This is a genomic window from Levilactobacillus suantsaii (assembly GCF_004115745.1).
Lineage (GTDB): Bacteria > Bacillota > Bacilli > Lactobacillales > Lactobacillaceae > Levilactobacillus > Levilactobacillus suantsaii.
The window spans coordinates 18,898-33,212 of the sequence record NZ_QXIL01000014.1; the positions used below are offsets into that span (position 1 = coordinate 18,898).

At 52.5% G+C, this 14,315-nt stretch carries 10 protein-coding genes; 5 read left to right on the forward strand and 5 right to left on the reverse strand.

Annotation, left to right across the window (positions count from 1 at the left end; all coding sequences use genetic code 11):
• Window positions 1-113 precede the first annotated feature (113 nt).
• Both DXH47_RS07650 and DXH47_RS07655 read left to right on the forward strand, forming a co-directional pair.
• A complete protein-coding gene (locus DXH47_RS07650; RefSeq protein WP_225423528.1) occupies window positions 114-2,162 on the forward strand; it encodes a glycosyl hydrolase 115 family protein in 2,049 nt (682 codons plus the stop codon).
• A gap of 45 nt (window positions 2,163-2,207) precedes the next feature.
• Window positions 2,208-3,017 carry a sialate O-acetylesterase gene (locus DXH47_RS07655; RefSeq protein WP_129032771.1) on the forward strand — a complete coding sequence of 270 codons (810 nt, stop codon included), beginning with the start codon at window positions 2,208-2,210 and terminating at the stop codon, window positions 3,015-3,017.
• A 219-nt stretch (window positions 3,018-3,236) separates the two neighbouring features.
• Here the strand turns inward: DXH47_RS07655 and DXH47_RS07660 are convergent, their stop codons facing one another.
• The gene (locus DXH47_RS07660; protein WP_404820028.1) at window positions 3,237-5,300 is read right to left on the reverse strand and encodes a heavy metal translocating P-type ATPase; all 2,064 of its coding nucleotides are present in this window, start codon (window positions 5,298-5,300) and stop codon (window positions 3,237-3,239) included.
• Window positions 5,301-5,335: 35 nt separating this feature from the next.
• The gene (locus DXH47_RS07665; protein ID WP_129032773.1) at window positions 5,336-5,782 is read right to left on the reverse strand and encodes a CopY/TcrY family copper transport repressor; all 447 of its coding nucleotides are present in this window, start codon (window positions 5,780-5,782) and stop codon (window positions 5,336-5,338) included.
• A gap of 216 nt (window positions 5,783-5,998) precedes the next feature.
• On the opposite strand from DXH47_RS07665, the gene DXH47_RS07670 reads away from it, so the two are divergent.
• Window positions 5,999-7,270, forward strand: coding sequence for a D-alanyl-D-alanine carboxypeptidase family protein (locus DXH47_RS07670; RefSeq protein WP_129032774.1), 1,272 nt, complete (start codon window positions 5,999-6,001; stop codon window positions 7,268-7,270).
• 386 nt (window positions 7,271-7,656) lie between these two features.
• On the opposite strand, the gene DXH47_RS07675 is transcribed toward DXH47_RS07670, so the two are convergent.
• The 3 genes from DXH47_RS07675 to add all read right to left on the reverse strand — a co-directional run bounded on the left by DXH47_RS07675 (window position 7,657) and on the right by add (window position 10,530).
• Window positions 7,657-8,517 (reverse strand): polysaccharide deacetylase family protein, encoded by an 861-nt coding sequence (locus tag DXH47_RS07675; protein WP_129032775.1) that lies wholly within the window; start codon window positions 8,515-8,517, stop codon window positions 7,657-7,659.
• A 69-nt stretch (window positions 8,518-8,586) separates the two neighbouring features.
• Window positions 8,587-9,414 (reverse strand): site-specific integrase, encoded by an 828-nt coding sequence (locus DXH47_RS07680; RefSeq protein WP_129032776.1) that lies wholly within the window; start codon window positions 9,412-9,414, stop codon window positions 8,587-8,589.
• Window positions 9,415-9,492: 78 nt separating this feature from the next.
• Window positions 9,493-10,530, reverse strand: a complete 1,038-nt coding sequence (gene add / locus DXH47_RS07685) for an adenosine deaminase (RefSeq protein ID WP_129032777.1) — start codon at window positions 10,528-10,530, stop codon at window positions 9,493-9,495.
• A gap of 714 nt (window positions 10,531-11,244) precedes the next feature.
• On the opposite strand from add, the gene DXH47_RS07690 reads away from it, so the two are divergent.
• Together DXH47_RS07690 and DXH47_RS07695 are read left to right on the forward strand one after the other, a co-directional pair.
• Window positions 11,245-13,203: an acyltransferase family protein gene (locus DXH47_RS07690; RefSeq protein ID WP_129032778.1), complete on the forward strand. Its 1,959-nt coding sequence runs from the start codon at window positions 11,245-11,247 to the stop codon at window positions 13,201-13,203.
• 206 nt (window positions 13,204-13,409) lie between these two features.
• Entirely contained in the window at window positions 13,410-14,213 is an 804-nt protein-coding gene (locus tag DXH47_RS07695) for a hypothetical protein (RefSeq protein ID WP_225423529.1), read from the forward strand.
• Window positions 14,214-14,315 lie beyond the last annotated feature (102 nt).

Here is a 14,315-nt window from a genome sequence, read left to right on the forward strand (position 1 = left end):
AAGTGTAGCGAAAGCGATACTGGAAGTAAATGGTCGTTTCGCAAACGTTGTACCGCTTTTTGGCTCTTATTGTGGATTAAATTGATCTTAATGAAATAAAAGAGGGATTTATGATGGAAGAATTTGTCATTTCAAAGGCTACCCGTATCGTGACGGATTTTGGTAATGATGTTTTACGAAATGCCGCCCAAATTTTGACTCGGGACATTCAAATGACGGTGACAACAATACAGACTGATAATGAGATTGACCTTCGAGTCACATCAGCGTTACCCAGAACAGAACAGTTTAGCGTGGCGCAACCCGATGCGGCACACTTAGTCGTACAATCTGGTACGCTTCGGGGGGTGATGTATGGTGCGTTGGCTATTTCCAAGAATGTGCTGAAAGTCAACGACTTTTGGTTTTGGCTGGATAAGTTGCCAAAAAAAGTACCGCAAGCCGTTGTGGGAAATCCTACACGACTCAAGCTTCCCGATTATCGGGTCAGCTATCGCGGGTGGTTCGTTAACGATGAAGTTCTTTTAAATCATTGGCAATATCAAGAATCCAACCAAAATGTTTGGCAGATGGTGTACGAGACGCTTTTACGTTGCGGTGGCAATATCATTATTCCGGGAACGGGGAACAATGCGCACGCGCACCGGGCAATCGCGGCAGCCATGGGGCTGATTGTGACCCATCACCACGCTGAACCTTTGGGTGCGCAAATGTTTGCGCGGGTCTATCCCGATTTAACGGCATCGTACGTTAAGCACCCGGACCTATTTAAGAGCTTATGGCAAAAGGCCATCGCGGAACAACAAGATAGCGAAACTGTGTGGACCTTGGGTTTTCGGGGCCAGGGTGACCGACCGTTCTGGTTAGACGATGACCACCACTACACGTTAGCGGACCGGGCCAAGGTCATTAACGATGTGATTCAAACGCAATATCGGCTGGTCAAAGCGGCAGTGCCGGATGCCCAATGTGCCATCAATATTTACGGTGAGTTAACGGGGCTGTACCATGCGGGTCTCATCAAGATCCCCCAAGACGTGATTCAGATTTGGGCGGATAACGGTTACGGGAAGATGGTGTCACGCCGGCAAGGCGAGGACGATCCGCGGACGGATGTGTTAAGCGGACAGAATCCTAATCTATCGCAAGGGATTTACTACCACGTTGCCTTTCATGATTTACAAGCATCGAATTTCTTGACTCTGTTGCAGATTGATCCCCATACGGTAGCGGCAGAATTGGATAAAGTTCACCAGGCTGGAATGGATGACTTTGTGTTGTGTAACACGGGGAATATCAAGCCCAGTATCCTTTTCTTAGCACTCATGGCCCAATCGTGGCGAACGGACTTTAAGGTCCGCTCTACCGCAGACATCTTGACCACCTACGTGCAACAGTATTATGAGACCAATCAGCAAAAGATCGTGGCGTTGTATCAACGCTACTTCACGACGGTTTTCAATTACGGCCAGTTAGCGGACCAAAGGGCCGGTGACGAATTTTACACTTACACCCTACGGAAAATCGTGGCGGCTTGGTTGGCCCACAGCCAACAATTGACCGCTATGACCTGGCTGACGGGGGATAAGCCACTTCAGGCGGAATTAGACGAAATTGCGGACCTGCTTCACGGACACGTCACGCCATTTATCCGGCTGGACCAGCAAATTCAAACCGCAATGGCCAGTTTACCAACGATGGACGCTAATCGGCTGTATAACGACTTGTGGTTGAGTGTGGTCGTTCATGCGGCCGCTAGTGAGGCGTTACAACGAACGTTGACGGCGTTTAAGGCTGCAACCCAACCAGAGTCGCCAAACTTGATTACAGCTTTTCTGCAGATTGACGCCGCAGAGCAGGCGTTACAACGAATTTTGACCGCTTGGCAATCCAATCCGCTTAAAAAGTGGGCTCACTTCTACGACAATGATTGCTACACGAACATTTCATTGACGATTCAGGTCCTTAAGACGTTGGCGGGGTATCTCCGTATAACGGGGGATGGACCAGACGAAGATCAATGGGAACGCCACTACCTCATGACCAAGGGGGATGCTCGCATTATGTTACTATCCAATACCCATCAGGCTTACGATGATCATGAGCTGGCGTCACGATTACTAGCGAAGGGGATAGAAACCCAGAAGCATTCGAAGTCCTGACAGAAGTCGTGATACAAAATGAATGTATGAAAGAAGATTAGTCGTATGGCAACGGCGAAAAAATTAGCTTTGATTTCAGCGGGGCAGTCGAACATCGACGGACGGGTACCACTCACGGAGCTACCTTCGGCAATGGCGTTACCACTGACCAACTGTCATTACTGTAGTAATGACACCCCACAACATGAAGAAGGGGTCTTCCAGCCAACCTTGAAGGCTAGTGACCTGTCAGATAATCGCTGGGGTTTTGATTTAGTTACGTATTACCAGATTACCCAGGTCGCCAAGTACGATTTGTACGTGATGAAGTGTTCCGAAGGCGGCACCTCGATCGACGTTCATGGGGAAGCGGGTAAGTTCAACGACCACTGGACCGCAGATATCAGTCAACTGGAAAGTCCGGGCCATTCATTGCTTTTACAATTTAAGCGATTGGTTCAGACTTGCCTGCAAGCGTCACAGGATGAATTGGATATTCAAGCGATGCTTTGGCACCAAGGAGAGGGCGACCGGGGCACCTTCTCTCCCGTGTCACCGGTCAATTACTACCACAATTTAAAGGCTGTATTTCAAGCCTGTCGCGAGTTTGTGGGCAAGCCGGATCTCCCGATTATCTGTGGGACAATCAGTCACCACTCCAAGCAGTATGACCCCACGGTAGAAGCGGGATTGTTACGATTGGCTCAAGAAGACTCTGACCTGCACGTGATTGACCTCCAACACGCAACCTTACGCGATGACTTCCACTTTGATGCCCAAAGTAGCCAGTACTTTGGCCAAGCGATTTATAACGAGTTGATTACGCAAAAGATTATCATGGGACCCAGAATTGATATCCAAACACACGTGTTTTGACGTTGGCAATGAAATGACGGTGCCATACATGGTGAATGACCGAAAGGCCGGAAATGAAATGAAGGGACACTTCAGTGTTAGTGATTTAACCATGATGACCCCTTCAAAAAGTTCCCGGCCTTTTTCATGTTGGGACACACAAATTACCAAGACACCAAAAACACCGCCAAACGGAAAGGGTTTGACGGTGTTTGCGCTAAACTGAGTTTAAGCCGAAGCTCAATCGATTTTCTCTAAGTGTAACGTCAACGCGTTGATAGCCACGATAACGGTACTCAACGACATGACGATAGCCCCGACCATTGGGTTCAAGATGAAGCCGATAGGTGCCAGAATCCCGGCGGCGAGGGGAATGGCAATTAGGTTATACCCAGCCCCCCACCAGAGGTTCTCGGTCATCTTGCGGTTGGTGGCGCGGGCCAATGCTAAGAACTGAATCACATCGGCCGGCTTGCTGGCCACTAAGATGACATCGGCGGCTTCGATGGCGACATCGGTCCCGGAGCCAATCGCCATACCGATATCGGCGCGGGCCAGGCTGGGGGCATCGTTGACCCCGTCACCGATAAAGAGGACCTTGCCGCGTTGCTGGTACTCTTGGACCAACTTTTCCTTGTCCTCAGGCAACAGGCGGGCTTGCACGTCGTCGATACCAACGGCGTGGGCTACCTTGTCGGCGGTCTCCCGATTATCCCCAGTTAACATGACCGGGGTAATGCCATGGCGCTTCAGGGCCTTAATCAATTTACCAGCGGTCGGCTTGACTTGATCCCCTTCAGCGACTAACCCTAAGACTTGATCGTCGGTGACCAGGAAACTGATGGAATTACCCTCAGCGGCCAGAGACTTGAACTGGTCGTGGTCGTAGTCCAGATTGTGTTTGTCGAGGTAATTGACAGCGACTAAGCCGTAGGTCGTGCCGTCGATGGTTCCAAATTGACCGACCCCGGTGGTTTGCTTGGCATCTTTTGCGGCCTTGACCGTTAAGTCGGCGTCCTTGGCGGCAGTCAAAATCCCCGTTGCTAAGGGGTGACTGGAACCGCTTTCGAGATTGGCCATCAGCTGTAAAATATCGTGGTCACTGGCTTGGTCCGTTAAACTTTGCACGTGGTTGACCGTAAAGTGACCCTGGGTGAGGGTCCCGGTCTTATCCATCAAAGCGTACTTTAAGTGTCCAACTTGTTCCAAGACGTCCCGGTTCCGCAGTAACAGCCCGTTTTGCGCGGCCAATGAGGTGCTACGGGCCACGACCAACGGCACAGCGAGTCCCAAAGCGTGGGGGCAGGCGATGACGAAGACTGCCACCGCAACGGGCAACGCCGTGGTCAGATTTGTCAGCCCTAACCAGACCACGAAGGCCACGATACCGACGATTAAGGCGGCATAGAACAGGTAACCCGCGACCCGGTCAGCCAGGTTTTCGGAGGCCGACTTGGCGTCCTGAGCATTTTGAATCAAGGTCATGACCTGGGCCAGATACCCCGAATCGCCAGTTCCGGTGACCTTGGCGGTAAACGTACCGTCACCATTGACCGAGCCCCCGATGACCTGGTCGTCCTTGGTCTTCTTGACCGCGGCAGCTTCACCAGTCACCAGTGATTCGTTGACGGCGGAACTCCCATTCAAGATCGTGGCGTCGGCGGGAATTTGTTCGCCAGCGCGGACCTCCACGGTTTGGCCGGTCTTTAAGTCGGCCAAGTTGACGTCAGTCGTTTTACCGTCGTCACCCACGACGTGTGCCGTTTGCGGCAACAATTTACCCAGAGCATCGACGGCGGATCCTGCATTCATCACGGCATTCATTTCGACCCAGTGGCCCAGCAACATGATGTCGATCAAGGTCGCGAGCTCCCAGAAGAAGTTCGTAACGGTCGGGGTCACGTGAAAGATATCGTTGGCGATGAGCGAGTAGATACTATAAATGTAAGCCACGCCAATCCCCATGGTGATCAAGGTCATCATGGCTGGTTTCTTGCTGGCGAGTTCGCCGTAGGCTCCGCTAAAGAAGGGTGCTCCACCGTAGAAGAACAGGATAGTCCCAATCACAGCGATGACCCAGTCACTTCCAGGAAAGGTCAGTTGAAACGGCAACTGTTTCCCCATGATGGGGGAAAGCAATAAAATCGGGATGGTCAACACTAAGGAGACCCAAAATTTTCGTTTCAGATTGCCCATGTGCATCATGTGACCGTTGCCCATGTCCATATCACCCATGGTCATGTCGTGGTGGCCCATTTGGCTGTGGTCGTTCATGGCCATTTGGGAATGCTCATCCATTTGCATGTGATCCATCTCGTCATTATCCATTTGGTGTTTCGTCATGACTCGCAACTCCTTTCACAATCCGCCGGTAAGCAGTCGCACGGGACGCTATCCGGCGCCGTCGGTAACTTGGCTTCTAAGTGGTCAATCAAAGTTTGCACGTCGTTGTGGCTCAGTTCGAGTTGGTCGACCACGTGGACCAGCGCCGTTCCCCGGTGCATGGCACACATCTGGTCGAGTTCGTTCAAGAGAGCGGCGTCCATGGCCGCTTGTTCACTGATTTGGGGTGTGTAGCGGTATTGCCGGCCCTGTTTGGTGGCGGCGAGGGCGCCTTTTTTAACCAGGCGGCCAATCAACGTCTTGATGGTGGGGGCCTTCCAATCATGTTGTTTAGACAATAAATCGATAATGGTGTGACTATCAGTTTCTTTTAGCGTCCAGACAATCCGCATCACGCGCCATTCGGCATCGGAAATCGTGGCAGTCAGTTCTGTGGTAACCATATGAGATAACCCCTTCTTTGTTTACAAACGTAGTCTTAACTGTTGCATAGAGTGTACAACGGGCGGCCAAGCCTGTCAAGCTAGCGGTCTCACGCCGCGGTATAAAAGGATTTCTAAGACCTTAAAATTTTGGCAAGATTGTGGGGGATTGACACAGGGTGGGGGAAACTTTGTATAATAAGAAGAATTGTGATATTTGAAAGGAGCGTTTAACTCGTGAAAGGTTTAAAACGCTGGCTAGTCCGGGTAAGCCTGGGTGTCACCATCATGGCGGGGTTAACCGCGGGCGGACCGGCGCAATCGGCCAGCGCGGCGGTTTCCAAAGTTCCTGCACGCTCTGCGTACGTGATGGACGCCCAAAGTGGCCAGGTGCTTTACCAGCAAAATGCCAATCGAAAGTACCCCATTGCCTCGCTGAGTAAGCTGTTGACGGTCTACTTGACGGTCAAAGCCATCGACAACGGCAAAATCAAGTGGACGGATCAAGTCCCCATCGATCATCAACTGATTCGGTTGAGCCACAGCTCAGTGTACTCCTCATTGCGGATGACTGCTAAAGATAAGTTTACGGTCAAGGATTTGGTGGTCGCGGCGATGGTCGCGTCATCCAACAGTGCCGCTTCAGCTCTGGGGGATTATGTCGCGGGAAGCAATAGTGCTTTCATCGACCAGATGAACCAGCAGAGCCAAGACTGGGGCTTAGACGCCCACTTCATCAGTTCGTCTGGACTGGATAATTCTGATTTGAAGGATTATCATTACCGCTTACCTGGCACGGGGGCCAGTGAACAAAACTTAGTTTCGGCGAAAGCCATCACGGTTGTGGCCCAACACCTGTTGGAAGCCGACCCGACGATTACCAAGATTGCCAGTCGCACCCAGGCCAAGGTCAACGGCACGAAGATCTACAACGAAAACAGTTGCTTGCCGGGCCAGTCCCAGTATAAGGCGGCCAGCCAAATCGATGGGTTGAAGACCGGTTACACGGAAAATGCCAAGCTTTGTTACACGGCGACCTTTAAGGTCAACGGTGAGCGCATGATCGCCACGATTCTGGGGGGCGATACCACGTTCTCTGCGATGAACAAGCTGATTAAGCAGGTCAAGCAGACCTACCAGTTACACGCAACATCGGTTAATGCCCGTACGGTAACCCTGGTCAATGGGACCAAGGTCACCGCCACGCCAAAGACCAGTCAGGTTGGTACCTGGACCAAGAGTCAAGAAGACGCCAACGTCAAGACTTCGTTTAGTCCTCAGTTGACTGCGGCCGAACTTAAACGCGGTCAGATCGAAGCCGGTGATCCGGTTGGGGAATTGACCGTGGCCGACCAACAGACCGGGTTGACGCAGCATGTCACCTATTACGCGCAAGACACGGACACGTTGTTCACCAGTCACCAGGCCTTTAAGACGACTAAGACCGAACCAGCCCCGCTCTTGCGGACGCTGACGACGCAGACCGCGGTGTTTGCTAGCGGTCTTTGACGGCCACGCCGTTTCTTGATACACTAACTAAAGATTAGAGATAAACCTGTTATTGAAAAAGGAGGCCGTTGTCGCGGTCTCCTTTTTTGGGTTGTGTTGCAGTTGAGGGGCGTCAAGTGACGCTCAGCGAGGAAGCTGGAATCAAAAAGGCCGGTGCAAATGCCCGGTCATTGGCCTGATTAGTGCCGAAACATAAAGATGCCACGAATAATTTCACCGCCGATTAATAGTAGCATGACGGTCCAAGAAACGATGGTTAACGTGCTCCCCATTTGAAAGACCTCCTCGTAGTTCCTCAACATCTTCATTCTAAGCGCAAGCCCGTTACAATGCAATCGTAACCGCTTACAAATTTAATAATAAGCCCCCAATTCAGGGATGGGGCGCTATGAGTTCGTGACGGCCAATAGCGTTGCAAAGGTCGCCGTCGACATCCCGGGCGTCACCCGTAAGCGGGCCAGATTATAGCGTCCCTGGCTGAGTTGCGCGACGCCTTCATTAGTGGTCAACGCAACTTTATACCCGGCTTGCCGGGCCAGCCGGCGAGTCGTGGCGTTAGCGCGCCCGGCAGGATAACAGAGCACCTGGGTCTGTTGGTGCAGGTGAGTGTCCAGCCAAGTCTTAGAAGCGCTCAGTTCCCGGCGTTGCTGGGAAGTCGATAACTCGTCTAGATCGAGGTGCTGGACCGTGTGGCTGGCGAAGTCCACCCGGTTAGTGGTTGCCATTTTGGTCATTTGCGCCAAAGTCAGGTGGTTTGATTTATGCGTGAAGCCGGTAATCACGTTGATGGTGGCGTGCAAGTGGTCACGTTGTAAAATGGGCAGCCCCGCCGTGAGGTTGTCGCGGTAGGCGTCGTCTAACGTGATCCAGACCACGTGACGGGCGGGCACTGAATTCGTGGTCAAGGCCCGCACGGCTTCCGCGGCACTCAGCGTGCGGTAGTGATGCCGTTTAAGGTAAGCCATCTCTCGCGCGAATTGAGCTGGCGGTACCCGGAGCTGATTCCCCGTCGACAGGCTGTGGTACATCAAAATCGGCAGCTTGAGCGGGTGCTTAAGGTGGTGCCAGGTGGTAGTCGTGGGTTTGGCCGCCGCACGGTTGGTCGTCGCTTGATCGTGTTGCGTGGTCCGGGTCGCTTGTGGTTGGGTCGCCGTGGCCGCCAGTCGGTGCTGGTGCCAGGCGAACCCACCCCAGATTCCGGCTAAACACAGTAGGCTGAGGCCCCCAATCAGCCAATGTCGTCGCATGTAAATCCCCCCAATTAGTTTACCAGCTTCATTATAGCTTGGGTGAGGGGAAAGTGACGCGCAAAATCGTTAATCGGCGTGACGGGCCAAACGCCGGTAATAATCGATGGCGCCAGGATCAAGGTGTAACGCCGCCACGGCGGCCTGGTCGCTCAGTTCGGGATGCCGTCGCAGATAGTTAACTAAGTAACCTTGGTATAGCACGCTGGGACTGAGACTGAAGTGGGTCACGGCCTCATCCGGGCGGAGGTACTTGTGTAACCCAGGCAGCGTCAGGTGTGGGTCGGTCGCGGCCCGTTGTTTTAGGAACCAGTCGGGACACTGGAAGCGTGTCTGCAAGGGTTCCAAAAAGGCCCGTAGCCGGGTCAAAAAGGCTTGCTGGTTGCTGGGCCAGTCGCTGGTCTTGAGGTGTGCGGTGAAGTTGGGCTTCAGGTAGACCTGGACCGGATAACCCTTGGTGGTCAGCAACATCGCCGCGCGGGTGTAAACGTGTAACTGTGGATTGGCCAGCCAGTCGTCTAAGTTATCGACCCACTGATAATTGATGGGCCGGTCATTTTGTTTGGGCTTGCTTTTCAAATCCAACGTGGGCAGGTAGGGCGTCCAGTTGTGCGAGAACAAGAACTTGAAGTAGACGTTTAGGTGAGACAACACCTTATTATAGGTTTGATTTTGAATTTCGCGATTGGCGATCAACATAGCCAGGTATTGCTCGACGTCCTGGGTCTGGAGTTGATTGACCCGGTGCTCACGTTGGTAAGTCGGGTTGAAGTGTTCGAGGTAGTGGAAAAAGTCCTGCAGGGTGGCCGTGTACTCATCCTTGGTCGCCGCGGCGATTTCTCGGCGGTCAAGGTCGCGTTCGAAGGCGTCCTGGTAGGGATAGAGGATTTTTGACATGAAAAACACATCTCCTTTGACAAGAGTTACTTTAACGATATAAAGAGTCGCCGGAAATGATTTCCGGTAGCAATACGCTTAACTGGGTTGGTTGGTGGCCGCACGGACTTGGTTGCGGAGGGCCGTCTTATCTTCTTCGGGAACAAAGGCGCCGTCGATGGCGTTTAACGTGACCTGTTCGAGTAATGACCAGTCCAGACCGTAGTGGGTGTGAAGGGTCAAGAACTCGCCGGTCAGATCGACGTTGGAAACCGTCCGGTCGTCGGTGTTGATGGTCACGGGGAGACCGGCGCTGAGAAATTCACTGAGCGGAAAGTCGGCATACCCGGTGATGGCCTTGGTCTGGAGATTACTGGTCAGACACAACTCGATAGTGGCACCTTGGGCTTTGGCCTGGGTGATGATCTGGGGGTGACCACTCATGTGCACCCCGTGGCCAATCCTACTGGCACCCAAAGTTAGGGCCTCGGCTACGTTACTGGCTGGTCCGGCTTCCCCGGCGTGTAAGGTCAGTGGGAGTCCCGTCGCCAACGCGGCTTCGATGGCTGGAAGCAAGTCGTGGGTCGGGTGATTGAATTCATCGCCGGCAAAGTCTAAACCGACGACGCCCTGGTCAGCGAACTGCGCGGCGGTCGTGAAGACGTCGGCACATTCTGTCACGGGCCGGTCGCGCATGGCACAAACGATGGCGTTGACCGGCACCCCAAAGTCCTGGGTCCCGTGGTGCAGTCCCGTCAAGACGTGGCTCAAGGCTTCACTCACAGTCAGTCCTTGGTCGGTGAAAATAGCGGGCGCAAAGCGCGTCTCCAAGTAGATCAGACCATCCTTGGCAGCGGTCTGGACCATATCGTACCCGGCGATTTCGAGTTGTTCCGGCGTCTGCATCAAATCAGTTACGATTTGGAACCGTTTCAAGTAGTCGATCAAACTCACCGTTTCGATGGGGGCCGTGACTAACTTGCGCAATGCCGTATCATCGGTGGGAAGGCTGGCACCACTCACGGCGGCCATTTGGCGTAATGCCGGGAGAGACAGGGAGCCATCCAAGTGACAATGCAGTTCCACCTTTGGAAAGCGGCGAACAGCAGTGGGGGTAAAGGGCACAACTTGAGACATACTGAATTCCTCCTTAGGCTTTTAGGGAACGTGATAACAAGTAAAGTGGTTGTTGATGGTCGCTTGGAAGCGCTCAGAACTGGTTTACCCGAGTATCTCCAGGCTGGAGATGACCTGGTGAGCGAAAATAAAGTTGGACCGCAATCAGAGAGCGGACTCGGGATAAGTATGGGGTTTAGTGTAGTCGTTTTTTGATAAGTTGAAAACCAGTACTGATAAATGTCGGTGGACCATAATCAGACGCCATGCTAACTTGCCAAGTGGTGAATTATCAAGGCACTTGGTCAATGGCAACGCTTCCTTATAGTATACCATGCCGAATCTAGGAAATGACCGGTTTAGTAAGTGACCTAATTTCGATGATTTAACGACTAAACGAATGGGGACCGTTAGAATTAAGGGGCTAGTGGTGGTTTTTGATGACCCCGCGTCCCCGTAAGCGCTAGCGGCAAATTTTACAATTTAAGTATTTGGCCAAAAACCGTTGTTTCAGGTTACAAAACATTATAGAATTAGTGTGTTGATGAGGAAAGTTGTTGACAAACCATTGAATTTGACTTAATAAGGCGTGATTCGGACTTTCCGAACCACTCCTTTTTGGAAATTACAGGGTGGTGTCGATTAACTGAGACAGATGACAACTTGCATCTACCGTTCAGAGATACAACCTTGGGGGAGTATTATCTAACTGGCACTAATTGAGGGGGAAAAAATATGGACCAAACGCGCACACGTTTGACACGAGCAACATTTCGAAGTCAACGTGCTGGCAAACGCCGCTATATTACGGGCTTCGATGGGTTGCGCACCCTAGCCGTACTAGGGGTGATTATCTATCACCTTGCGCCATCTTCCATGCAGGGTGGTTATTTGGGGGTCCCGATTTTCTTCTTGATTTCGGGTTACCTGGTAACATACTTATTGATCCAGGAATGGGAAACACATAGTAAGCGTGTCGCTTTCTTAAGCTTTTATGGGCGTCGGGTCAAACGGCTTTATCCGGCGTTGGTCACCATGATTTTGGGAACGACAGCCTATATTACCCTGTTTCAACGGAGTTTATTGGTCAATATTCGTGGGACCATCGTATCGAACTTGACCTACCTGTACAACTGGTTCGAGATCAATCACGGACAGTCATACTTCGACCGTTTCAATGGCGAATCACCGTTCACGCACTTGTGGACCTTATCCATTGAAGGGCAGTTTTATCTGGTTTGGCCGTTGGTGGTCGTGGGGCTGTTATTGCTCTTCAGAAGTCGGGTCAAGGACGCAATCGTGTTGATGGTGGGGGCCATCTTATCGGCCATTGCCATGGGCTTATTGTACGACCCAACGAACCTGAACCGGGTCTACTATGGGACCGATACGCGGATGTTCGCCATTTTGATTGGGGCGGCCATGGCCTTTATCTGGCCCGCGTATAAATTGCGGGATAACATCAGTCAGACGCACCGATTCATGCTAGATGGGTTGGGGTTACTTGCCTTAGCGGGCACGATCTATCTGTTCTTTACCATGAACGGGCAGGCAGCTAGTACCTACCGCGGTGGCATGTTCTGGTTCACGATGATGTCCGCCATTTTGGTGGCCACGGTGGCCCATCCCGGGAGCGACATGAACCGCATCTTGTCCAACAAGGTGTTTAGCTACGTGGGAAAACGCAGTTACGGGATTTACTTGTACCAGTTCCCCGTGATGATTTTCTACGAAGCCCGGGTGCATAATATTGGGAACCACCCCCTGATTCACGCCTTGATTGAAGTGGCGTTGATTATGGTGGTCACTGAATTGAGTTATCGCTTTGTCGAAAACCCGGTGCGGCATTACCAATACCGGCAACTGGGCCACGATCTCTGGCGAGCCGTGTCGCACCCGTTGTCTCACCGGGCAACTAGCGTGTTGAGCGTCATCGCCGTAGCGTGCTTTGCACTGACGGCAGTAGGCTTCGTCCAACAACCGGCCGGCGGCGCCAAGCCGACCGCCTTACAAAAGACGATCACCAAGCGGCAAGCGGCTGCGCAGAAGCAAAATTCCGCGGCGGCCAAGAAACAACGGGAATTAGCCAAGGCGCAAGCGAAGGCGAAAAGGGAGAAGCACGACAAGGCGGTGGCTTTCTCGAAGATGTCCAAGAAGGACCAGAAGACCGCTAAGTATTACTTCCTGAATGCCGAGGAATTAACCACCAGTAAGCAAACACCGCTGACGGCGGTGGGAGATTCCGTCTTACTGGATGATTCTGGCGACCTGCAAGAAGTCTTTCCGGGCGCCGTGGTCAATGGTGAAGTTGGCCGGCAAGCATCGGCTATGCCAGGCGTCATCTCAAGCTTGTCGAGTCGGGGCCAATTGGCTAAGAACGTCTTGGTCAACATTGGGACCAACGGGAACATCACGCAAGACCAGGCTGACCAAATCGTGCACGGCATTGGCAAAGATCACCAGATTTTCTGGGTCACGGCCCACGTGCCAACGCGTGAATGGCAGCACCAGGTCAACGCGATGATTCACAAGACGGCCAAGAAGTACCCGAACGTCCACGTGATCGACTGGTACACGACGGCGAAGGACCACTCGTCCTGGTTCGTGAAGGATAATGTCCACCCGAACGACTACGGGAACCGTTACTTCACGTCGCTGATTGCCAAGACAATTACGAAACAACTTAATCAATAATCCGAACCCGTCATGACGAGAAATCCCGTTGTGGCGGGTTTTTAGTCCCTTAGTTAATTGGCTTAATCCTGAGGCGGTCATAAAATGGAAAAAACGTCAGTCCCCGGAGGGCTAACGTTAACCCTACTCAAGGGGGGTGCTATAATGTCTCCTGAATCCAGCAATGGGTTCAGCGTTTTAACTATTTGCTAGGGGGAGTCGTTATGATGAAAAAAGTTGCATTGGTCGCTGCTGCGGCCGCGATGGTGTTACCACTGGGGTTAGGGGTCATCGCACCCGCAACGAACACGACGACCGCCTTTGCGGCGACGAAAAAAGCGGCCAAAAAGACGACCTACGCGTTACAATCAGCGACTAAGTTGAAGAAGGCGGCCTACCACGTTAAGGCGGGCCGGCCAGCACTGTATTCGGGAGCTTTTGCGGCGGATCGGGCTAAAGTCACGTTGTCGAAGAAGGGAACCCTGAAGACGGGGACCACTTACTACGCGACCAAGAAGATCGTAGTCAAAGCTAAAGCGACCAGGACATCAAAGGCCAAGAGCGTCACCTACACCTATGTGAAGACGGGCAACGCTAAAGTTAAGGGCTGGGTCGCTGCCAAACATTTAACGGCTGGTGCAGCCAAGAAAGCGGCCAAGCGAGCCGTGGTCCAAAAGTCGGCAACTAAGAAAGTGACCACCACGGCTACGACCGAAAAGATCGTTAAGGCAGCGAAGGCCAAAGGCACCACTTACAACCTGGTCAGTGCTCAGACCATCAAGAAGAGTGCGTACCACTTCAAGGCCAAGGCACCAGCTTTCTACAAGGGAAAATTTGCGGCGGATAAGGCTAAAGTGACGCTGATTAAGAAGGGGACGTTACCAGTTCAAAAGACCTTCTACGCCACCAAGAAAATCACCATCAAGCGCCACAAGAAGACCGTAAAGTACCTCTACGTGACCAACCAGAAGACCAAGGGCTTCGTCTTGGCTTCCAAGTTGACCGCCGGGGCCTTCAAGGCCGCTGATTAGCAGCAGGAATCTGGATGAAGGAAGAGCGGGACCGGTAGTCGGTACCGCTTTTTTGATGTCCAGTCAGCGGCGATTTGCCCCTAAGTCTGCTCGTCGGTGGCT

What these genes read in the sequence shown, in the direction of transcription:
- DXH47_RS07680 (WP_129032776.1), bottom strand. Translation starts at nt 9,414, where the DNA reads ATGTCAAAAATCCTCTATCCCTACCAGGACGCCTTCGAACGCGACCTT.
- DXH47_RS07650 (WP_225423528.1), top strand. Translation starts at nt 114, where the DNA reads ATGGAAGAATTTGTCATTTCAAAGGCTACCCGTATCGTGACGGATTTT.
- DXH47_RS07690 (WP_129032778.1), top strand. Translation starts at nt 11,245, where the DNA reads ATGGACCAAACGCGCACACGTTTGACACGAGCAACATTTCGAAGTCAA.
- DXH47_RS07655 (WP_129032771.1), top strand. Translation starts at nt 2,208, where the DNA reads ATGGCAACGGCGAAAAAATTAGCTTTGATTTCAGCGGGGCAGTCGAAC.
- DXH47_RS07660 (WP_404820028.1), bottom strand. Translation starts at nt 5,300, where the DNA reads ATGCAAATGGATGAGCATTCCCAAATGGCCATGAACGACCACAGCCAA.
- DXH47_RS07675 (WP_129032775.1), bottom strand. Translation starts at nt 8,517, where the DNA reads ATGCGACGACATTGGCTGATTGGGGGCCTCAGCCTACTGTGTTTAGCC.
- add (WP_129032777.1), bottom strand. Translation starts at nt 10,530, where the DNA reads ATGTCTCAAGTTGTGCCCTTTACCCCCACTGCTGTTCGCCGCTTTCCA.
- DXH47_RS07695 (WP_225423529.1), top strand. Translation starts at nt 13,410, where the DNA reads ATGAAAAAAGTTGCATTGGTCGCTGCTGCGGCCGCGATGGTGTTACCA.
- DXH47_RS07665 (WP_129032773.1), bottom strand. Translation starts at nt 5,782, where the DNA reads ATGGTTACCACAGAACTGACTGCCACGATTTCCGATGCCGAATGGCGC.